Origin of the sequence: Xenorhabdus entomophaga, assembly GCF_037996725.1 — a bacterium.
GTDB classification, from domain to species: Bacteria; Pseudomonadota; Gammaproteobacteria; order Enterobacterales; family Enterobacteriaceae; genus Xenorhabdus; species Xenorhabdus khoisanae.
The window spans coordinates 1-20632 of the sequence record NZ_JBBMXH010000064.1 but is presented as its reverse complement, the minus strand read 5'-3'; the positions used below and the strand labels follow the sequence as shown (position 1 = coordinate 20632).

General features: G+C 42.1%; 21 protein-coding genes. 13 read left to right on the top strand and 8 right to left on the bottom strand.

Features of this window, described 5'->3' with window-relative positions:
* Positions 1 to 42 precede the first annotated feature (42 nt).
* A complete protein-coding gene (locus AAC854_RS13940; protein WP_340617641.1) occupies positions 43 to 966 on the bottom strand; it encodes a LysR family transcriptional regulator in 924 nt (307 codons plus the stop codon).
* A gap of 153 nt (positions 967 to 1119) precedes the next feature.
* Here AAC854_RS13940 and AAC854_RS13935 point away from each other — a divergent pair, with 153 nt between their 5' ends.
* Positions 1120 to 2394, top strand: a complete 1275-nt coding sequence (locus tag AAC854_RS13935; RefSeq protein WP_422824086.1) for an MFS transporter — start codon at positions 1120 to 1122, stop codon at positions 2392 to 2394.
* 103 nt (positions 2395 to 2497) lie between these two features.
* Here the strand turns inward: AAC854_RS13935 and AAC854_RS13930 are convergent, their stop codons facing one another.
* Positions 2498 to 3130, bottom strand: coding sequence for a helix-turn-helix domain-containing protein (locus AAC854_RS13930; protein ID WP_340617632.1), 633 nt, complete (start codon positions 3128 to 3130; stop codon positions 2498 to 2500).
* Between the two features lie 340 nt (positions 3131 to 3470).
* Between AAC854_RS13930 and tus the strand changes: the two genes are divergently transcribed.
* Complete coding sequence (gene tus / locus AAC854_RS13925) at positions 3471 to 4397, top strand: DNA replication terminus site-binding protein (protein WP_340617631.1); 927 nt, start codon at positions 3471 to 3473, stop codon at positions 4395 to 4397.
* 78 nt (positions 4398 to 4475) lie between these two features.
* Here tus and fumC read toward each other — a convergent pair whose 3' ends face one another.
* Positions 4476 to 5870, bottom strand: coding sequence for a class II fumarate hydratase (fumC, locus tag AAC854_RS13920; RefSeq protein WP_340617630.1), 1395 nt, complete (start codon positions 5868 to 5870; stop codon positions 4476 to 4478).
* A 174-nt stretch (positions 5871 to 6044) separates the two neighbouring features.
* Here fumC and manA point away from each other — a divergent pair, with 174 nt between their 5' ends.
* The 3 genes from manA (at position 6045) to add (ending at position 10053) form a co-directional block, all read left to right on the top strand.
* On the top strand, positions 6045 to 7217 hold the full coding sequence (gene manA / locus AAC854_RS13915; RefSeq protein WP_340617629.1) for a mannose-6-phosphate isomerase: 1173 nt from the start codon (positions 6045 to 6047) through the stop codon (positions 7215 to 7217).
* A gap of 168 nt (positions 7218 to 7385) precedes the next feature.
* Positions 7386 to 8903: a YdgA family protein gene (locus tag AAC854_RS13910; protein WP_340617628.1), complete on the top strand. Its 1518-nt coding sequence runs from the start codon at positions 7386 to 7388 to the stop codon at positions 8901 to 8903.
* Between the two features lie 148 nt (positions 8904 to 9051).
* The gene (gene add, locus AAC854_RS13905) at positions 9052 to 10053 is read left to right on the top strand and encodes an adenosine deaminase (protein WP_340617627.1); all 1002 of its coding nucleotides are present in this window, start codon (positions 9052 to 9054) and stop codon (positions 10051 to 10053) included.
* A 96-nt stretch (positions 10054 to 10149) separates the two neighbouring features.
* On the opposite strand, the gene AAC854_RS13900 is transcribed toward add, so the two are convergent.
* Both AAC854_RS13900 and AAC854_RS13895 read right to left on the bottom strand, forming a co-directional pair.
* Positions 10150 to 11133, bottom strand: coding sequence for a bile acid:sodium symporter family protein (locus AAC854_RS13900; RefSeq protein ID WP_340617626.1), 984 nt, complete (start codon positions 11131 to 11133; stop codon positions 10150 to 10152).
* A 37-nt stretch (positions 11134 to 11170) separates the two neighbouring features.
* The gene (locus AAC854_RS13895; protein WP_340617625.1) at positions 11171 to 12211 is read right to left on the bottom strand and encodes an oxidoreductase; all 1041 of its coding nucleotides are present in this window, start codon (positions 12209 to 12211) and stop codon (positions 11171 to 11173) included.
* Positions 12212 to 12384: 173 nt separating this feature from the next.
* Between AAC854_RS13895 and AAC854_RS13890 the strand changes: the two genes are divergently transcribed.
* From AAC854_RS13890 to nth, 8 genes are all read left to right on the top strand, one after another.
* On the top strand, positions 12385 to 12825 hold the full coding sequence (locus tag AAC854_RS13890; RefSeq protein WP_340617624.1) for a DUF2569 domain-containing protein: 441 nt from the start codon (positions 12385 to 12387) through the stop codon (positions 12823 to 12825).
* A 107-nt stretch (positions 12826 to 12932) separates the two neighbouring features.
* Complete coding sequence (rsxA, locus tag AAC854_RS13885; protein ID WP_047962684.1) at positions 12933 to 13514, top strand: electron transport complex subunit RsxA; 582 nt, start codon at positions 12933 to 12935, stop codon at positions 13512 to 13514.
* A complete protein-coding gene (gene rsxB / locus AAC854_RS13880; RefSeq protein WP_340617623.1) occupies positions 13514 to 14137 on the top strand; it encodes an electron transport complex subunit RsxB in 624 nt (207 codons plus the stop codon). The genes rsxA and rsxB overlap by 1 nt, the downstream gene beginning before the upstream one ends.
* Positions 14130 to 16259: an electron transport complex subunit RsxC gene (gene rsxC / locus AAC854_RS13875; protein WP_340617622.1), complete on the top strand. Its 2130-nt coding sequence runs from the start codon at positions 14130 to 14132 to the stop codon at positions 16257 to 16259. The genes rsxB and rsxC overlap by 8 nt, the downstream gene beginning before the upstream one ends.
* A gap of 12 nt (positions 16260 to 16271) precedes the next feature.
* On the top strand, positions 16272 to 17351 hold the full coding sequence (gene rsxD, locus AAC854_RS13870) for an electron transport complex subunit RsxD (RefSeq protein WP_340617621.1): 1080 nt from the start codon (positions 16272 to 16274) through the stop codon (positions 17349 to 17351).
* Positions 17352 to 17367: 16 nt separating this feature from the next.
* Positions 17368 to 17994, top strand: coding sequence for an electron transport complex subunit RsxG (gene rsxG, locus AAC854_RS13865; RefSeq protein ID WP_340617620.1), 627 nt, complete (start codon positions 17368 to 17370; stop codon positions 17992 to 17994).
* Positions 17995 to 17996: 2 nt separating this feature from the next.
* Positions 17997 to 18701, top strand: a complete 705-nt coding sequence (locus tag AAC854_RS13860; protein ID WP_340617619.1) for an electron transport complex subunit E — start codon at positions 17997 to 17999, stop codon at positions 18699 to 18701.
* A 14-nt stretch (positions 18702 to 18715) separates the two neighbouring features.
* The gene (gene nth / locus AAC854_RS13855; protein ID WP_340617618.1) at positions 18716 to 19348 is read left to right on the top strand and encodes an endonuclease III; all 633 of its coding nucleotides are present in this window, start codon (positions 18716 to 18718) and stop codon (positions 19346 to 19348) included.
* 39 nt (positions 19349 to 19387) lie between these two features.
* Here the strand turns inward: nth and AAC854_RS13850 are convergent, their stop codons facing one another.
* From AAC854_RS13850 to AAC854_RS24325, 3 genes are all read right to left on the bottom strand, one after another.
* The gene (locus tag AAC854_RS13850) at positions 19388 to 19609 is read right to left on the bottom strand and encodes a hypothetical protein (RefSeq protein ID WP_340617617.1); all 222 of its coding nucleotides are present in this window, start codon (positions 19607 to 19609) and stop codon (positions 19388 to 19390) included.
* Between the two features lie 70 nt (positions 19610 to 19679).
* Positions 19680 to 20132, bottom strand: coding sequence for an SMI1/KNR4 family protein (locus AAC854_RS13845; protein ID WP_340617616.1), 453 nt, complete (start codon positions 20130 to 20132; stop codon positions 19680 to 19682).
* 122 nt (positions 20133 to 20254) lie between these two features.
* A complete protein-coding gene (locus AAC854_RS24325) occupies positions 20255 to 20485 on the bottom strand; it encodes a deaminase domain-containing protein (RefSeq protein ID WP_422824087.1) in 231 nt (76 codons plus the stop codon).
* Positions 20486 to 20632: the final 147 nt, after the last annotated feature.

Genomic DNA, 20632 nt, shown 5'->3' with positions numbered 1-20632 from the left:
TTCTTTTTATTAACATTTCCGCCTTTTATTTAACAATGTCATCTACGAATTTTCGTCTACAATATTTGAAATTAAAAGATTGGTTAGCCGGGCTGCCGCAGCACTGTTATTGTAATTCTTGTTGAAGTTTTTATGCTTAACCAACCAAACTTCAGAGCAAGCTGGATTATTTGCTAAAGGAATATATTGAACACCATCTAGTTTCATGCGGGTAAATGATTCAGTAATAATGCTTATCCCTAACCCTGCTGCAACCAATCCAAGTATTGTCATCGCCTCGCCAGCTTCTTGCGAAATCATCGGCGTCACTCCTGCATTTGCCAATAAAGAGATAATTTCATCGTACAAAGCTGTCCCTACATCACGCTCAAAGAACACCAATGGATAATCAGATAACATTTCCAGACTAACGCCTTCATTAGCATATTGAAGCAAAGGATGATCATCATATACCGCTAGCATAAAACGCTCACGGAAAAGTAACTGATACTCTAAGTTATCTGGCAACAACGTATTACGCATAATACCTATATCGATTCTCCCCGTCTGCAAAGGTGCTATTTGCTGTTTGGTATTCATTTGATGCATATGAATAGCCACGTCAGGATAGCATTCCCGGAACTGGCGCAGGCTAAGAGCTACCTTGTGCATAAAAGGCGCGGTGGACGTGAAACCAATGGATATTTCCCCTAATTCTCCCTGATACATCCTGGCGGCTTTAGTGGCCGCTGCCTCAATTTGAGCAATTATCTGATATGCCTCCTGAAGAAACATATGTCCAGCGGGAGTTAAGCTAACATTTCGATTGTTACGCATGAGTAGCTTGGCGTTTATATTAGCTTCAAGAGATTGAATTTGCTGACTTAATGGTGGTTGTGAGATGTTTAATCGTTCTGCTGCTCGCCCAAAATGCAATTCTTCTGCCACTGCAATAAAATAGCGTAAATGTCTAAGTTCAACATTCATGGCCATACTCTATTCCCCCTAACTTTATTACCTCAATTGATATGTATAACATATCATTCCATTGAATTAATATATTAGACAAAATATTCACGAATTTCTATTCTTGATCTGAATCAAGTGCTTAACGTTTTTTTACTTAGATAAGGAAGTAGCGTGAATACAATTCAAAGCGTCAGTGAAAAATCAGCAGTCTCTGGCGTTGAAAATGATGTTGAGAACACGATCGAGCAAAAGCGCGGGAGTAAGCAGCATTATATTCAGCGTGAGGATGCAGCATACCTGCGTGTAACGCTATCATTCTTTACTGTTGGGCTGGCAACTTTCGCATTGCTTTACTTCGTTCAGCCAATATTGCCAATTTTGTCAAAAGAATTTAACGTCTCACCAGCGAACAGTAGCTTAGCGCTATCACTCTCCACCGGAATGTTATCCCTTGGATTACTAATCACAGGGCCTCTATCCGATGCACTTGGCCGTAAAAATGTGATGGTTATTTCATTGATTGCGGCAGCTATTTTCACCCTTTTGAGCGCTGTCATGACAAGTTGGCACGGAATCTTGCTTATTCGCGCCCTTGTAGGTTTGTCAATCAGTGGCGTTGCCGCTGTAGCCATGACTTATTTAAGTGAAGAAATCCATCCGAGTTATGTTGCCTTATCTATAGGGCTATATATCAGTGGTAATTCAGTAGGAGGAATGAGTGGTCGTTTGATTACTGGTGTCATTTCGAATTATTTTTCCTGGCGATTTTCTGTTATTTTATTGGGTACTTTCGCTTTAATCTCCGCCATCACATTTTGGAAAATGTTACCGGAATCCAAGCACTTCAAATCCAGTTCGCTAAAACCTAAGACATTGCTCATCAACTTAAAATTACACTTCCGAGATGAAGGGCTTCCTCTTCTATTTGCTGAAGCATTCTTGCTGATGGGTAGTTTTGTCACAATGTTTAACTACATTGGATATCGGTTATTAGATGCGCCCTATCATTTTAGCCAGGCTATTGTTGGGTTATTATCCGTTGTTTACTTAACCGGAACTTACAGTGCAACAAAAGCCGGTGCCCTGACCAGTAAGCATGGACGAGGCAAGGTATTGTTAGTAGCAGTCAGTACAATGTTGATTGGTTGTATAATCACAATGTTCTCCTCCATCTGGGCCGTCATGCTGGGAATGATGATATTGACAACAGGTTTCTTTGCCGCTCATGCTGTTGCTAGTGGATGGGTTGGAAAACGAGCTAAACGAGCCAAAGCGCAGGCTTCATCTCTGTATTTATTTGGTTACTATGTAGGTTCAAGTATTGCCGGCACGTTAGGTGGTGTGTTTTGGATGTATTTTGCATGGAATGGTGTAGTAGTATTTATTGCACTCTTGACCACAGCAGCTCTTTATTTAGGCGTTAAGCTCAATAAGTTGTCAAATTAGAAGAATATAATTGCCGACATTCATAATAGATTGTCGGCAACTTTCCGAGAAATTCATTTAAAAACCTCAATTATTCGCTTTTTATTTGTTCATTCTTTGATTTTCAGTAATAAGATTGATTAGGCAACACAATAACTTTTGTTAAATAACCATCAATGATCTCAATACACCCTTCTTTCTTCAATGAAGCTAATATGCGTTGTATACAACTGCGAGAAAGTGTGCACCTCTGCTCTATGTATCTGATGGCAGAAATATTTTCTCGAAATTCATCAGGTAAAGTTATTAAGCGAGATAATAGATTGCATACAACCTCTTTGGCACCATGACGAAAAATACTAATATCCCTCGCATACAAGAAAGACATTTTATACGAAATTATTCTCATCCACTCCCGGTAAAGATCATGCTTTTTTATGGCATTTAAAGCGCTAACTCTAGGAATTTGATAGAGTTTGCAATCCGGCCCCAGCTCAATGGAATAATAAATTTCTGAACCAGAATAGAATGATAACCCTATGATATAAGGTGTGAAAGATGTCGCGATGATTAAATTGTCATTTATTCTACGCATATTGACATAACCTTTCTCCAATAAAAAAAATTTAGCAAACTCATCTTCAATTTTAATAAATGCCCCTTGTGACGATAAATCTGGCGTGGCTAATTCAGAATATGGTAATAACACATCTATAACCTTTCTAAAGGAATTCACTGGCTTGACTAATTTCTTCATGTTTAACAACCTTGGTACATTTTTCGCTTCACACTATTTCCTGTGAAGTAAAAAATAAGTAAAAAATAAGTAAAAAATTTTCTTATGTATAACTGTGTGAATATATTCCTACCATTAAGCAATCCATTAATATTTTAATAATTATAAATTCGTGAATTAATCAATTTTAGATTTTTATCACGATATTGAAATATATCGCAATAGACACTCCCCCGCTTTTTTGTATTGTTGAATTTTCGTTTGACTTTGTTGTGGAGGTTTGCACGTTTTAGGAGTATAGTTAAAAGTATGTTGTAACTAAATAAAAAGGTCTAAGGGTACAATTGTTGAGGATAGCAATATGAATAAATACCTTTCAATTGAGTCGCTTACAAGCTGCTTCAAAAAACAAGAAAAAAAATTATCTGAACTGATTGCCTTGTTAATGAACTACCCACTTATTGATGCCCGGGTATTCGAATTACCTCAGATAGAAAAAGGCGATGAACATGAGCAATTGACTGAAATTACAGTTAATCCTCTACAAGGAAATGAAGCTCTCAATTTAGGTTTACGTTTCTATCAAAAGTTATTCATACACCATAATAACCCCAATATCAGTAGCAAAGCTGCCAGTCGGCTTCCCGGAGCGTTATGTTTTGCAGTCAGCCACCAGCAATATAAGGAAGCAATGAGTGTAGTTAATGAAGTGAATCAATTAAAAGTCGAGCTGGAAAATATCGTCACCAAAGAATCAGGCGTCAGTAAAGAGCAACGCTTTGAATTTGTTCATAATCATTTGCGAGGGCTCATTACATTGAATGCCTACCGCACCATCACTCCCCTATTAAATCCTGATTCCATCAACTTTGGCTGGGCCAACAAAAACATCATTAAAAAAGTCACCAAACAACAAATTCTGGAACAGCTGGAGAAAAGTTACAATGCAGGACGGGCTGTTCCTCCCTACACCAGCGATCAATGGGCGTCTCTGGTAGCACTGGAAATTACAGATATCAAGAAATTACCCGATGACGTGATATTGAAGATCAAGAGGCCAGTAAAAGTACAACCCATTACTCGCGTATGGTACTCGGAGCTACAAAAGCAAGTTCAATACGCGTGTCCACTTCCCGTTATTGTATTCTATACAGAGGACAGTGAAGCCAAACCGAAAATCGGCGCATTATCTGATTATAATGCCAATGCGATAAAACATAGATATAAACCCAAGGCCAAGCCTTTGGAGCTCGTCATTCCTCGTCTTCATCTCCATAAAGAAATTTAAGCAATAAAAAAACCGGAGAATATTCACTCCGGTTTTTAAATTTAATGACGTAAACAAAAGTACATCATAGCAAGAGCATTACTTCATGCTACCAACCATATCTTCAGGACGAACCCAATCATCAAACTCGGCTTCAGTTAAATAACCCAATTGCATCGCGGACTGTTTCAGAGTCAGACCTTCTTTATGGGCTTTTTTAGCAATCTCAGCGGCTTTATCGTAGCCAATATGAGTATTCAGCGCCGTTACCAGCATCAGTGATTCATTCAGCAATTGGGTAATGCGATCATGGTTAGGTTCAATACCAACCGCACAGTGCTCATTGAAGCTACGCATGCCATCCGCCAGCAAACGAACAGATTGCAGGAAGTTATCGATAACCATTGGACGGAATACATTCAGCTCAAAATTACCCGACGCACCGCCAATATTGATAGCCACATCGTTACCCATAACCTGAGCACATAGCATAGTCATTGCTTCACACTGAGTCGGGTTTACTTTACCCGGCATAATTGAGCTGCCCGGCTCATTTTCAGGGATGGAGATTTCACCAATGCCACAACGCGGGCCGGAAGCCAACCAACGAACGTCATTAGCAATCTTCATTAACGAAGCAGCCAAACCTTTCAGTGCACCGTGAGAATGAACCAGTGCATCACAAGTTGCCAAAGCTTCAAATTTATTTGGGGAAGTCACAAAAGGATGGCCGGATAATTCAGCGATTTTCTTCGCAACGCGAACAGCATATTCTGGATGAGTATTCAGACCGGTTCCTACCGCTGTACCACCCAGAGCCAATTCGCACACATGAGGAATGCTGTCTTCAATATGTTTCAGGTTATGTGTCAGCATAGCTGCCCAACCAGAAACCTCCTGACCTAAAGTCAGAGGAGTCGCATCCTGTAAGTGGGTACGGCCAATTTTTACGATGTTTTTAAATTCTTCCGCTTTGCCTGCCAGTGTCTTCTGTAATACTTTTAACTCTGGTAGCAAATGCTCACGTATTGCGGTAACTGCCGCAACATGCATAGCGGTTGGGAAAACATCATTAGAACTTTGACTTTTGTTGACATCATCATTAGGGTGAATCAAACGTTCATTGCCCCGTTGACCGCCAAGGATCTCACTACCACGGTTCGCCAACACTTCATTCATGTTCATGTTGCTTTGAGTTCCCGAACCGGTCTGCCAAATAGCAAGAGGGAATTCTGTCGGGTGTTTACCTTCCAACACCTCTTTCGCCGCAGCGATAATTGCGTCACTACGTTCTTTAGGCAGAAGGCCTAAATCCATATTGACGCTGGCTGCTGCTTGTTTAGTCAATGCAAGAGCATGAATCAACGCAACAGGCATTTTCTCCTGAGAAATGCGGAAATGCTCCAGTGAGCGCTGAGTTTGCGCCCCCCATAATTGGTCAGCAGGTACTTCGATAGGTCCCATTGAGTCTTTTTCAATGCGAGTGGCTGCCATTACTATCTCCTTAGCACACAGAATAATTGAATACGCCGGAACAAATTTTGCAGATAAATTAGTCGGCATTTTTTTATAATGCCATAACTTCATGATCGATAATGCGACCTAACCGTGTTTATTGTATTGTTGTCATATAAATAAATTTATTTTTTTATTACAGGAAATTCCGCCATGCTGAAAATGACTAATAACATCCAACATTATGACTGGGGAAGCAACACTGCCCTGACGGATATTTACGGCATCGAAAACCCTGATAATCAGCCAATGGCAGAATTATGGATGGGAGCACATCCGAAATGCAGTTCACTGGTGACCGATCCGGAAACCGGCGAAACCATAGCCTTAAATACGCTGATCGCCAAGGAACCAGAAAAATATCTCGGAGAAGCGGTCGCCCGTCAATTCCAACGTTTACCTTTTTTATTCAAAGTATTGTGCGCGGCTCAACCACTTTCAATTCAGGTACATCCTGACAAAACGTCCGCAGAGGTGGGATTTGCTAAAGAAAATGCACAAGGGATACCTTTAGATTCAGCACAACGCAATTATAAAGACGATAACCACAAACCTGAGCTGGTCTATGCGCTGAAACCGTTTAAGGCCATGAATGCTTTTAGGCCACTATCAGAAATCGCACAACTATTAGGAAATGTTTCTGCTGCACATCCTGATATTCAGGCATTCATCCAGCATCCGACAGAACAAAACCTGTCGTTTCTCTTTGCCCAATTGTTGAATATGCAGGGTGAATCGAAACGTTTAGCCATTGCTGTCTTAAAGTCTGCGCTGAATAGTCATCAGGGAGAACCGTGGGATACTATCAGAAAGATGACCTCTTTCTATCCTGATGATAACGGTTTGTTTTCACCCCTCATGCTTAACGTGGTCGAGCTGAAACCCGGTCAGGCAATGTTTCTGTACGCACGCACCCCTCATGCTTATCTTGAAGGTGTGGCTCTGGAAGTTATGGCCAACTCAGACAATGTGCTGCGTGCTGGTTTAACCGGTAAGCATATTGATGTACCAGAATTAATGGCTAATCTGGATTTTATTCCGAAATGTGCTGATACTCTGCTGACCGTTCCAAAACAGGAAAAAGATGCGCTGAACTACCCTGTTCCCGTCAATGATTTTCATTTTTCTGTTTATGCTGTTTCAGAACAACCAATCACATTGGAGAATAATTCAGCTTCAGTTTTATTTTGTTCTGAAGGTCAAGTGGTTATTAACTCTGGTGAGCAGCAATTGAGATTATTCTCAGGTGAATCAATCTTCTTATCTGCTACAGAAAAAACTGTAATTGTCCATGGTGATGGAAAAATTGCCAAAGTATCTAACTAATTATTATATATTCAAATAGTTACATCTATTACATTGGTTGTTAATCACATTTTCAGTGAAAAATGATTAAAATATCTTAGTTAGGCTATACACTTAACAACCATTATTGACATAAATAAAAGTGCACATATCAACCATACTATGTGCGTTAAAGGATGGGATTTCCACATGAAAAAATCGTTAGTTGCTGTAAGCGTTATTGTTGCTCTGGGAGCGGTATGGACAGGTGCATCATGGTACACAGGTAAAAAGCTTGAAGGACGTTTGGATGGCTTCATCACAAAGGCAAATACTGAACTTAAAAAAGAATTTCCTGAAAGCGGTATCGAATTGCAGGCAAAAGACTTCAAACGCGGTGTTTTCAGTTCCGATGTCCGTTTAATCCTGAACATAAAAAACATTCAGTCAAACGATAAAGGTGTTCCGTTAAGTAACGAAGAAATTATTTTTAAATCAACCATCGATCACGGTCCATTTCCTGTTGCTAACCTGAAAAAATTCAACTTAGCACCGCAAATGGCATCCATCCATTCTGAACTGGAACAAAGCAATACACTGAAAGAGCTATTTAAGCTTACCGAAGGAAAATCGCCAATCAGTTTAGATACCAGCATTAGTTATGGAAGAAGTCTTTCTTCCATTATGAACTTAAGCCCTATTAACCATACAGAAAACCGGGAAAATGGTGAGAAGCGCGTTCTGTCATTCTCCGGAGCAAAAATCAGTGTTGATACCAACCGTGATTTAAGTGCATTTTCATTTTCCGCCAAAAGTGATGAATTATCTTTCAGTGATCCCACCCAAAAAGAGTCGATTATCCTGAAAAGCATTGATTTGTCAGGAGAGAACAAAAAAGGTAATTTCGATATCTATATTGGTAACCAGAACTACAGCATTGGCGAAATTGCCATGCATGGGATTTCTGGCGAATCCGAGGAAACCTCTCTCAAGGGATTCAAAATTACGTCCGATTTGACAGAAGACAAAGACAACCTGAACATCAAAATCGCTTACAGCGTTGATGGAGTAAAAGTTAAAAATATAGATTTCGGCTCAGGTAAGTTTGTTCTGGGCATGGAAAAATTAGATGGTAAGTCTGTACGTAAGTTCACTCAGGCTTATCACGATAGTTTAGTGGCATCAGATGAGTTATCTTATGATGCGACGTCCTACGCTGTTCTCAATAACTTACACTTACTTCTGAACAAAAATCCACAATTCAGCATTGCTCCTTTCAGTTGGAAAAACAGTAAAGGTGAAAGCGCTGTCGATTTCAAACTTTCCTTGCAAAACATTCCTGAAGAGAAGAACGCGTTGTTCCTGATGGGGCCGGAAGAGATGATCCGCACTCTGGTCCAAGATCTGTCATTACGCGTTAGCGTACCTAAAGCTATGTTGGTAGAGTCTATCACACAAGCAGATATCTTAGACGGTGCAGACAAAGCAGCGGCAGAGGCTAAGGCTGAACAACAGGTTCAAATGCTTACTCAAGAAGGGGTTAAGAAAAAAGTCCTCACTGATGAAAACGGTGTTATTGGTCTTAATTTCCAGTATGCCAATGACAAAGTTAAATTAAATAACAAAGAATCCAGCCTGCATCAATTCTTGCTTGATAATGGTCTTGTCAGCTCCTATGATGATAACAATGGTGAACAAGACCCGCATGGTGATACAGATAGTGAGTAAAATCAGCATGATAAGGCTGAATTCCTACTATTGAAAAACCTGCGCTGCTAAGACATCGCTAATACATCGATAGTGCTTTCATTTTCTTGCCAGTCAACACATTGACTGGCTTTTTTGTATATCTGAAATTTAATAAAAAGGATAAAAGATGATTGATACACGGCTTCCATTGACCGATTTACACCGTCACCTTGACGGCAACATTCGCCCTGAAACCATCTTGTCTCTTGCACGTCAGCATAATATCCCCCTTCCTGCTTATGAACTGGAAGCATTGCGTCCTCATGTTCAGATCATCGAAAATGAACCAAACCTTGTTAGTTTCCTTCAGAAACTGGACTGGGGAGTCGCCGTTCTGGCTGATTTAGATGCCTGCCGCAGAGTCGCCGTTGAGAACGTTGAAGATGCCGTCAACGCGGGCCTTGATTATGCTGAACTGCGCTTCTCTCCTTATTACATGGCGATGAAGCACCAATTACCTGTTGAAGGTGTTGTTGAGGCGATCATTGATGGCATTCATTCAGCAAGCCAGCAACATGATATTCAGATCCGTTTGATTGGCATATTGAGCAGAACATTTGGAGAAAAAGCGTGTTCTCAGGAATTAGCCGGCCTTTTAGCTCATAAACGACACATCACAGCATTAGATCTGGCGGGTGATGAACTCGGCTTCCCCGGCCATCTGTTTGAACAACATTTTATTCAGGCGCGTGATGCAGGCTGGAATATCAGTGTACATGCCGGAGAAGCGGCGGGTGCAGAAAGTATCTGGCATGCTATTCGTGAATTGGGAGCAACCCGTATTGGGCACGGTGTTAAAGCTATCACTGATCCTGCTTTGATGGACTATCTGGCTGAACACGGAATCGGTATTGAATCCTGTTTGACATCAAACCTGCAAACCAGCACAGTCAACTCATCAGCAACTCACCCACTGAAAAAATTCCTTGAACACGGTATCTTGGCATCAATCAATACCGATGATCCGGCAGTCGAAGGTATTGAAATTCGCCACGAATATGAAATTGCTGCACCGGCAGCAGGGTTGTCTCCAAAACAAATCCGACAGGCACAGGTTAATGGATTAACAACCGCATTCCTTAGCGAAGCAGAAAAGCAAGCCCTAAAAGAGAAAGTGGCAACTCGCTAAGCAATACCGCTAATTATTATCAAAACCAGTTATTCTCAAAATTCGTTATTTAAAATGAGTTAACTCTAAAGGCAGAAATTAATCTGCCTTTTTAAGTTATAGGCCGGGTTTTGAACGTCGTGCATAACGCTGAGCCAGAACCGCGCAAACCATCAGTTGGATCTGATGGAAAATCATCAATGGCAATAACATTACCCCTACCATTGAAGCAGGAAATAGTACATTAGCCATCGGTACACCATTCGCCAGACTCTTCTTCGAACCACAAAAAACAATGGTAATTTCGTCTTCTTTGCTGAAACCGAGCAAACGCGAACTGTACACATTAATCATTAACACGAGCGCTAATAAAGCACAGCACACAATGCCAATCATCATAAGTGAATAGGCATCAATTTTATGCCAAATACCTTCCACTACCGCTTCACTGAATGCCACATACACCACCAGCAAAATGGAGGAGCGGTCGGTCATATTGACCAGTTTCTTGTGTTTTTCCACCCAACCGGCAATCAGAGGACGTGACAGGTGACCAACAATAAAAGGAACCATCAGCTGCAATATAATATCTTTTATCGCCTGCCAGGTATCAGTATGAGCACCTCCTTCATGCGTTTGAATTAAAAAACCAACCAATAACGGGGATAAGAACACACCTAATAAACTTGAAGCGGAGGCACTACAGATCGCAGCAGCGACATTTCCTCCAGCAACGGAAGTAAAGGCAATAGCCGACTGCACAGTAGCAGGTAAAACACAAAGATAAAGAAATCCCATATAAACCGTAGGAGACATCCATTCCGGCACAATGAAATGCAGCCCCATTCCCAATATCGGGAATAAGACAAAGGTGCTAATAAAAATCACCAAATGCAGTTTCCAGTGCCCGATGCCTGCCAAAATCGCACTGCGGGATAATTTCGCGCCATGCATAAAAAACAACAATGCAATAGCGGCCGTTGTTAAGTGTTGAAACCATTTTTTAGCTTCGCCTTCACAGGGAAAAAACGATGCAATAATAACCACCGTAATCAGTATCACTAAAAAAGGATCAATTCTTAATTTCTGCAACAAGTTCATTAAAATAGCTCCCTTTGCCTTACCGGACACGGCTTGATCAATCAATCAGAATTGTGCGTTGCTCTTTTGCTGATTTTTCACCTGCTTCAATAAGCTTCATGATCAAAATGGCTTCACTGGCAGTCACTGGGTTAGGCTTACCAAACAAAATAGCATCACGAATAGCGGCATAATAAGCACCATAATGACCGGGTAAAGTGGGGATCACTTGTGTAATCAAGTCCTCACCTTGTGACAGCGTCACCGAACCATCACGGGCATCATAGCCCCAGTCAGCCCTAGGGGGCCTTTCACCTGCTTTCAAGCGTTCTTCTTGTGGATCTAACCCATACTTGATGTAGCTTCCAGCCATACCGTGCAACGTAAAAATAGGCGATTCTGTTGCTGCAAGCATGGTTGCATGTAGCACAACTTTTAAATCAGGATAAGTGAGCTGTGCATGAAAATAATCCGCGGTCTCTGCATTCGGACGTATCATGCCTAAATCCACGGTTATCGCTTTTGGTTTGCCGAATAGTTGGACAGCCTGATCCAATAAATGCGGGGCTAAATCATACCAAATACCACTTCCTGCACCGGCAGCTTCACGCCAGCGTTGGCGGACCGCAGGACGGTAACGGTCAAAATGGGCTTCATAATATTTCAATGCCCCTAATTTATTTTCTTTAATCAGTGACTTCACTGTCAAAAAACCTGAATCCCAGCGACGATTATGGAATACAGATAACAATAAATTAGCTTCTTCTGCTTGTTTTCTCAGGGATTCCGCCTGTTCCACTGTAATAGTAAAAGGCTTATCAACGACAACATGCTTACCTGCCGCCAGAGCCTTTTGCGCCAGTGGATAGTGAGTATCGTTGGGCGTTGGGATAACAATAAGATCAATATTCGGATCATTGAATAGGGTTTCAGGAGAGGAAGTCACTGACACCGTTGGCCAGTCTTTTTTTACTTTCTCTGCATCGCTACTTGAGATAGCCACCAGCTGAACATTAGGTGTTCCCGCAATCAATGGTGCATGGAAAGTCTTGCTTGCATAGCCGTAACCTATCAAACCAACTTTTAAAAAATCACTCATAACTGCCTCTAAAAATGGTAATACTACGCCCAATAACTATGTTCAATACTACAAACCAGTAACAAGACATCAGAAAATAGCACCCCCTATCATACGTTAGCAAATAATCCTGATATCTGTGTTACCATCTTTTTTCTATATCAAAATACTCATTATGGAGAGAAGATTTCTTTATGTATCAATCCAATGATTATTACCGCATTAGCGGCTGGTTATTAGCACCTGCTGCTTACTTAATCATGACATTAATCGCCGCCAGCTTTATTCTATTGTTATATGCCATGATGTTTATCCATAAAAATGAAGCTATTCATCAATTCGATAGTAACTTTACCGCTATGTGGTATATCTCCGTATTAACCTCAGCAATAATGTGGTGTTTTACTGCTTGGGTTTTGAGATTACTTTTTATTCGCTCAAAACGCTTTCCGCGTATTTTTATTATTTGGCTTATGGTTTCTGTTCTGATTGCCATAAAAACTTTTGCTTTCTCCCCCATTACTGATGAGATGGCAGTACGCTCCCTATTATGGACATTACTGGCTGCTGCTGTTTTTGTTCCTTATATTAAACGCTCTTATCGCGTAAAAATGACTTTCACACAAGATCGATAACATACCCCACAATTGATTGTTATTATTGCCCCCACTTACCTCACCGTCAGGTGAGGAATTTCTATTCAAACTGTATATTTTCCAGCATATTATTTTCAGGTATAGCAATGACTGAATACCTCTTGTTATTCATTGGCACAGTTTTGGTCAATAATTTTGTTTTAGTAAAATTCCTGGGGCTATGTCCTTTTATGGGCGTATCCAAAAAACTCGAAACCGCCATTGGTATGGGGTTAGCAACAACCTTTGTTCTGACATTGGCCTCTATCTGCTCATGGCTGATAAATACCCTGATTCTTGTACCACTTGATTTGGTTTATTTACGTACTTTAAGTTTCATTCTTGTCATTGCGGTTGTGGTTCAATTTACGGAATTGGTCGTCCGCAAGACCAGCCCGACACTGTACCGTCTCTTAGGGATCTTCCTGCCACTGATTACAACTAATTGTGCTGTACTCGGTGTCGCCCTGCTGAATGTCAACCAATCCCATGGTTTTCTTCAGTCTGCCGTATATGGTTTCAGTGCCGCAGCGGGTTTTTCCCTTGTCATGGTACTGTTTGCCGCCATTCGTGAACGTTTGGCTGTTGCCAATATTCCTGCCCCTTTTCGTGGTTCATCGATAGGGCTTATTACTGCGGGATTAATGTCCCTCGCATTTATGGGCTTTAGTGGTTTGGTGAAATTCTGATGATGTCATTATGGCTTGCTATCGGCGTACTGAGTATGCTCGGGTTAATCTTTGGCTTAATTCTCGGCTTTGCTGCCCGTCGTTTTAAAGTAGAAGAAGATCCGATCGTTGAGAAAATCGATAATCTGTTACCACAGAGTCAATGCGGACAATGTAGCTATCCCGGCTGTCGGCCTTATGCAGAAGCCGTTGCCAATAACGGTGAGATGATCAACAAATGCGCGCCCGGTGGAGAGCAGGTGATGATCAAAATATCCGAATTACTGGGTGTCGATCCTCAACCGCTGGATGGCGATGAAAGCGTACAAAACCCGGCCAGAAAAGTCGCTTTTATTGATGAAGAGAACTGCATAGGCTGCACCAAATGTATTCAGGCATGTCCGGTTGATGCCATTATTGGTGCAAACCGCGCTATGCACACTATTGTTGAAGATCTCTGTACGGGCTGCGACCTGTGTGTCGCACCTTGTCCAACTGATTGCATTACTATGATCCCTGTAGCAACGACCACCTCAAATTGGAAATGGGATTTAAACGCCATTCCGGTAAAAAACATTCCTGTGACATCCGAACCTACCGTCTTCTCTCCTGTTAAACCTGTTGAGGTTAAAAGCAATGTTTAATCTACTCAACTGGCTTAACAAGAACAAAATATGGGATTTTGACGGTGGCATTCATCCACCGGAAATGAAACTGCAATCCAGCCATACGCCATTACGCTACGCTCCACTGCCGGATGAATTCATCATTCCCCTGCAACAGCATTTGGGGTCGGAAGGTGAATTACTGGTTAAGGTGGGTGATAAGGTTCTGAAAGGCCAACCATTGACTATCGGTACAGGCCGAACCGTTCCTGTCCATGCCTCTACCTCTGGGACGATTACAGCAATCGAACCTTGTGTTACGGCACACCCTTCCGGGCTGAAAGAATTGTGTGTCCGGTTACTTTCTGATGGAGAAGACCAATGGTGCGAGCGAATCCAATTTCCTGATTATACAAAACTTGATGCCGATGAATTATTACAGCGTATCCAGCAAGCGGGCATTGCGGGTTTAGGTGGTGCCGGCTTCCCGACGGCAATAAAACTTAAGGGCGGGAAATACAACCTCAAGACGTTGATTATCAATGCCGCAGAGTGTGAACCCTATATTACTGCTGATGACCGTTTGATGCAGGAGCATGCGCAAGAAGTTATTGAAGGTATTCGCATCCTGATGCACTTGCTCAATCCAAAACAGGTGTTGATCGGTATTGAAGATAATAAACCCGAAGCGATTAATGCTCTGAATAAAGCGCTTAATGGTGATAAGTCTATTATTGTACGGGTAATTCCAACGAAATATCCTTCGGGTGGAGCCAAACAACTTACCAAGATCCTGACAGGTAAAGAAGTTCCATCCGGTGGGCGTTCTTCTGATATCGGTGTTCTCATGCAAAACGTCGGTACAGTGATGGCGATTAAGCGCGCTATCGTTAACGGAGAACCCCTTATTGAACGCATCGTAACCCTGACAGGAGAAGCCGTCACCTCCCCGGGTAACTTCTGGGCACGCCTCGGCACACCGGTTCGATTCTTGCTACAACAAGTTGGATTCAAGCCTAAAACAGAACAAATGGTCATTATGGGTGGGCCATTGATGGGCTTTACCTTACCTGATCTGAATGTTCCCATCGTCAAAATCAGCAACTGTATTCTTGCTCCTTCAGCGCAAGAAATGGAACCCAAAGAGATTGAAGAGGCTTGCATTCGCTGTGGATTATGTGTTGAAGCATGTCCGGCCGGATTACTGCCGCAACAACTCTATTGGTTCAGCCGTGGGCAAGAACATGAAAAAGCTAAAAACCACCATTTATTCGACTGTATCGAATGTGGTGCTTGTGCTTATGTGTGCCCAAGCAATATTCCCCTCGTCCAATATTACCGACAGGAAAAATCGGAAATACGGGCTATAGATGCAGAAACACGCCGTTCTGCTGAAGCGAAAATTCGTTTCGAAGCCAAACAAGTGCGTATGGAGCGAGAGAAATTGGCGCGTGAAGAACGCCATAAGAAAGTGGCTGTGCAAATAACCAGTAGTGATAAAAATGCTATCGAAACCGCACTTGCTCGCGTGAAAGAAAAGCAGAACAATGCAGGCGAATCGATCACAATACAAGCAGGACAATTACCGGACAATGCAGCGGTCATTGCGGCACGTAAAGCCAGAAAAGAGCAATTACGGGCTCATCAGGCAGAAAAACAGGCGGTTTCAAACGCAGATACAGATACAAAAGCAACAGTATCAACTGAGAGTGATGATCCCCGTAAAGCTGCCCTCGCCGCTGCAATAGCCAGAGCAAAAGCGAAAAAAGCAGCCCAAAGTGAAGAAGTGACAACATCACCCGCTGCCCCACAAAATAGTGTGGAAGTGGAAGAAACTGATCCGCGTAAAGCCGCTGTTGTGGCTGCAATTGCCCGTGCCAAAGCCAAAAAAGCTGCGCAAAATCAGCCTGAACCTGCTGCACAACCGGTCGTTACTGCTGAGCCGGAAGAAACCGATCCGCGTAAAGCTGCTGTTGCTGCCGCGATTGCCCGTGTTAAGGCCAAGAAAGAAGCTCAAAATCAGCACCCCCCTGATATAAAACCAGTAGTTACCGCTGAACCGGAAGAAACCGAACCACGTAAAGCCGCTGTTGCGGCTGCGATTGCTCGCGTTAAGGCCAAGAAAGCAGCTCAAGAAAAACAAGAAGCTCCAACAGAATAGTGACATTTATCGATGAAATTCAGGCCAGTAAACACTGACAATAACCAGCTAAAAGTCGCAAGTTCGCCTTTTACACACAATCAAAAAAGTACCAGCCAGATTATGTTTTGGGTGGTTTTAGCTGCCATTCCCGGTATTGCTGTACAAATCTACTTCTTTGGCTATGGCACATTGTTCCAAATCTTCTTAGCAATCATTACCGCATTATTAGCGGAATCCGCTGCTATTGCGCTAAAAAAACAGTTAGTTATGCCTTATCTCAAAGATAATTCTGCCTTAGTGACAGGGTTACTTCTGGGAATGAGTTTACCTCCCTTAGCCCCTTGGTGGTTGATCGTTCTCGGCACATTTTTTGCCATCATCATTGCCAAACATTTGTATGGCGGGCTTGGGCAAAATCCATTTAACCCTGCCATGGTGGGCTATGTCGTTCTGCTTATTTCATTTCCTGTGCAAATGACCAGCTGGATGCCACCAGCATCGTTACAGGCATTCACCTTAACCCCTTGGGATAGCCTGATGGTTATCTTCACAGGGCATACACCGGATGGTTCTACCCTGCTACAGCTACAACAAGGCATTGATGGACTGAGTCAGGCAACACCGCTGGATAGTTTTAAAACCGGCAGACTGACTCACGATATTAATGAAGTATTACAACAGCCGATATTGCAGGGCACGTTGGCGGGTATTGGCTGGCAATGGGTCAATATTGCTTATCTGATCGGCGGATTAATTATGCTCAACCGAAAAGTTATCAGTTGGCAAATCCCAACCGCATTTATTTTGTCATTAGGTGTCTGTGCATTACTGAGCTGGCTTATTGATCCGACTCGCTATTCACCACCTTTATTGCAACTCCTTTCCGGCGCAACCATGTTAGGTGCCTTTTTTATTGCAACAGATCCCGTCAGCGCATCAACAACGCCAAAAGGCCGCCTGATATACGGTGCCATCATTGGAGTACTGATTTGGGTGATTCGTGTTTATGGCGGTTATCCGGATGCCGTGGCATTTGCCGTATTGCTGGCAAATATCTGCGTGCCGCTGATTGACCATTACACACAACCTCGTGCTTACGGCCATAAATAGGGAAAAGGAGACTACTATGTTAGAAACGATGCGACGTCACGGTATTATCCTTGCCATTTTCGCCGCCTGCACAACAGGATTAACCGCGATTGTTTATTCATTGACAAAAGACCGGATTGCGGAACAAGCCGCGTTACAACACAAGATATTACTGGATCAGATTGTTCCCCCTGCTTTATATGACAATAAAATGCAGGAGGAATGTTATCTGGTAGTAGACAAAGCGCTGGGTAATACCCAGCCTCATCACCTCTATCTCGCCCGTAAAAATGGTGTTCCTGTTGCGGCTGCACTGGAAAGCACCGCACCGGATGGCTATTCAGGGGCGATTCAGTTACTGGTCGGTGCTAATTTTTCCGGCAAAGTATTGGGGGTTCGGGTGACTGAACACCATGAAACGCCGGGATTGGGAGATAAAATTGATACCCGGATTTCCGATTGGATCAATGCCTTCTCTGGCAAAAAAGTGATGTCAGAAAACGATCACAATTGGGCGGTTAAAAAAGACGGTGGGGAATTTGACCAATTTACCGGTGCAACCATTACCCCGCGTGCCGTTGTTAATGCTGTTAAACGGACAGCCCTTTATCTGGAAACAGTTCCTGAACAACTTTCTTCGCTTCCAACCTGTGGAGAGGAATAATTATGAGTGAAACCAAAAACTTATTTATTCAGGGGTTATGGAAAAACAACTCCGCATTGGTACAACTTTTAGGGCTTTGCCCCTTGTTAGCCGTTTCCTCTACCGCAACTAATGCTTTGGGGCTGGGATTGGCAACCACACTGGTTTTATTAAGCACCAACATTGCCGTATCCGCTTTGCGTCGTTGGGTTCCCCATGAAATCCGTATTCCCATTTATGTGATGATCATTGCCTCTGTTGTTAGTGCGGTTCAGATGCTTATCAATGCCTTTGCCTTCGGCTTATATGAATCATTGGGGATTTTTATTCCCTTGATTGTGACGAACTGTATTGTGATTGGCCGTGCGGAAGCCTACGCATCAAAAAATTCAGTCTATCATTCAATGATTGATGGCCTTGCGATGGGGTTCGGTGCAACCTTTGCCCTGTTCGTACTGGGCGCGATACGTGAAATTCTGGGTAATGGCACACTGTTTGATGGCGCGGATTTGCTGCTGGGCAGTTGGGCAAAATCATTGCGGATTGAAATTATTCATATGGATTCCCCCTTCCTGCTTGCTATCCTGCCACCCGGTGCATTTATTGGACTAGGCTTAATGCTGGCAGGAAAATACATCATTGATGAACGCATAAAGAGCCGGACAGAAAACAAAGAACGCCAATATAACGTAGAAAAAGGCTGTGGAAGCCATATCACAAGAAGCTGAAGGTGCAATCAGATATGAATCAACAAAAACGGGTTGAGATACTCACCCGCTTACGGGATCACAATCCACACCCGACTACCGAGTTGGTTTTCAATTCCCCTTTTGAATTGCTGATCTCCGTTTTACTGTCTGCACAGGCGACAGATGTCAGTGTGAATAAAGCGACGGCAAAACTTTATCCCGTTGCCAATACGCCACAAACGATCCTTGATTTAGGTGTTGACGGTTTAAAGGAGTATATAAAAACCATCGGGTTATATAACACCAAAGCGGAAAACGTGATTAAAACCTGCCGGCTTTTGCTGGAAAAGCATCAGGGTGAAGTGCCGGAAGATCGCGCGGCGTTGGAAGCTCTGCCGGGTGTTGGCCGAAAAACGGCTAATGTTGTGTTAAACACTGCTTTTGGTTGGCCAACCATTGCCGTTGATACCCATATTTTTCGCGTCAGTAACCGGACTAAGTTTGCGCCCGGCAAAAATGTGGATGAGGTGGAAAAGAATTTATTGAAAGTGGTACCCGATGAATTCAAGGTGGATTGCCACCATTGGCTGATCTTGCATGGTCGTTATACTTGTATTGCCCGTAAACCGCGTTGTGGGTCTTGTATTATTGAAGATTTATGTGAGTTTGGGGATAAGACCGAGTAATAAATCCCTCCCGCCAGATCAGGCGGGAGTTTTCTTAAATTACTTTTCTATTGTCAGAAACAAACACTTTTCAAGCGATTGCCAACGATAAAAAGGTTTCGACGTAACCTGGGAAGTAACAGCAATATATCCAGTGACTGCGAAGCTGGATTTACCGGATCCACTGACTCCGGTTGCTACAATAAAAGTGTTTTTCGGAATAGAGGGATTAATGTTTTTCAGGTTATGAAAATGTGCCCCTCTAATTTCGATATCTTTCATTTACGCACCTTTTTTGATAAAAAAACAGTCGGTTTATTATTAGAATACATCTTACAGGCAACCAAAATTGCTATTTCGACCTATACTCCTTATAAGATTCAATTTCACCTAATATAAAGTCACTGAAAGTACATGTCGTTTCTTTTATCAGTTCCCCTTCTGTATAACTATACACAACGGGATCATTTTGAAATCTATCGACAAAGAATAAAGATGAATATCCTTGGTGTAAAAGGAAAACAAACATATTTTCTGGTGGAATAATATTGTCAGACTCCATTAATGCCATAACTCCTTTATTTACATCATCTATTTCATTAAATAAAATTGAAGTTCCTATTATAAAGTCCCCAGCTTCAACTCCCATAAGAGATAGAAAAAGTTTATAGCACTCAGGTAATGAACCATATTTTTTCTCAAGCTCAACAAGTTGAGGTTCATCACACCCTTGCACACGCATCCCATTAACTCTTATGTCATTGATAAGGTCATTAAGTTCCTTTAAAAACATACAGTTACTCATATTTTACATCCATTTCCACTATTAACTCAATAAATATTAGAACACATATTTAAAAACTATTCATACAAAATATAAGCTTAAGCAAATGATTATCAGCCATTCGTCACCATTCAACCTTCATATTAATATATTCTCACCCCTCCGTGATAAGTCCAAACTGTATCTCCTCTACCTGAAGTTACATTTATTATGATGTTTTGATATGCTCTACTAAATTGCTCAAAAACTCCGCGACATGAATCGCAAATTGGATACCTTGAATGTAAGTTAATAGTACCACCCACTCCAGTATCATTAAATTTACGTGATATAGCCTCTAAAATCTTCACTTCCGTATCTTGGTTTCTAGGGATTGGAATTCCTTTTGCATTATTTATAACGAAAGTATCACGCGATGCTCGACTTTTATGATGAGTTGAAATGACATAGCCGCTCCTTTATAACTTTAAGTCGTCAAAAATAGAGAAATAAAGGAACAAAAGGCTATGTCACAGCAAGAT

Bases quoted from the DNA above. Each gene is read 5' to 3' on its own strand.
- AAC854_RS13940 (WP_340617641.1), bottom strand. From the start codon at position 966: ATGAATGTTGAACTTAGACATTTACGCTATTTTATTGCAGTGGCAGAA.
- AAC854_RS13930 (WP_340617632.1), bottom strand. From the start codon at position 3,130: ATGAAGAAATTAGTCAAGCCAGTGAATTCCTTTAGAAAGGTTATAGAT.
- tus (WP_340617631.1), top strand. From the start codon at position 3,471: ATGAATAAATACCTTTCAATTGAGTCGCTTACAAGCTGCTTCAAAAAA.
- fumC (WP_340617630.1), bottom strand. From the start codon at position 5,870: ATGGCAGCCACTCGCATTGAAAAAGACTCAATGGGACCTATCGAAGTA.
- manA (WP_340617629.1), top strand. From the start codon at position 6,045: ATGCTGAAAATGACTAATAACATCCAACATTATGACTGGGGAAGCAAC.
- AAC854_RS13910 (WP_340617628.1), top strand. From the start codon at position 7,386: ATGAAAAAATCGTTAGTTGCTGTAAGCGTTATTGTTGCTCTGGGAGCG.
- add (WP_340617627.1), top strand. From the start codon at position 9,052: ATGATTGATACACGGCTTCCATTGACCGATTTACACCGTCACCTTGAC.
- AAC854_RS13900 (WP_340617626.1), bottom strand. From the start codon at position 11,133: ATGAACTTGTTGCAGAAATTAAGAATTGATCCTTTTTTAGTGATACTG.
- AAC854_RS13895 (WP_340617625.1), bottom strand. From the start codon at position 12,211: ATGAGTGATTTTTTAAAAGTTGGTTTGATAGGTTACGGCTATGCAAGC.
- AAC854_RS13890 (WP_340617624.1), top strand. From the start codon at position 12,385: ATGTATCAATCCAATGATTATTACCGCATTAGCGGCTGGTTATTAGCA.
- rsxA (WP_047962684.1), top strand. From the start codon at position 12,933: ATGACTGAATACCTCTTGTTATTCATTGGCACAGTTTTGGTCAATAAT.
- rsxB (WP_340617623.1), top strand. From the start codon at position 13,514: ATGATGTCATTATGGCTTGCTATCGGCGTACTGAGTATGCTCGGGTTA.
- rsxC (WP_340617622.1), top strand. From the start codon at position 14,130: ATGTTTAATCTACTCAACTGGCTTAACAAGAACAAAATATGGGATTTT.
- rsxD (WP_340617621.1), top strand. From the start codon at position 16,272: ATGAAATTCAGGCCAGTAAACACTGACAATAACCAGCTAAAAGTCGCA.
- rsxG (WP_340617620.1), top strand. From the start codon at position 17,368: ATGTTAGAAACGATGCGACGTCACGGTATTATCCTTGCCATTTTCGCC.
- AAC854_RS13860 (WP_340617619.1), top strand. From the start codon at position 17,997: ATGAGTGAAACCAAAAACTTATTTATTCAGGGGTTATGGAAAAACAAC.
- nth (WP_340617618.1), top strand. From the start codon at position 18,716: ATGAATCAACAAAAACGGGTTGAGATACTCACCCGCTTACGGGATCAC.
- AAC854_RS13850 (WP_340617617.1), bottom strand. From the start codon at position 19,609: ATGAAAGATATCGAAATTAGAGGGGCACATTTTCATAACCTGAAAAAC.
- AAC854_RS13845 (WP_340617616.1), bottom strand. From the start codon at position 20,132: ATGAGTAACTGTATGTTTTTAAAGGAACTTAATGACCTTATCAATGAC.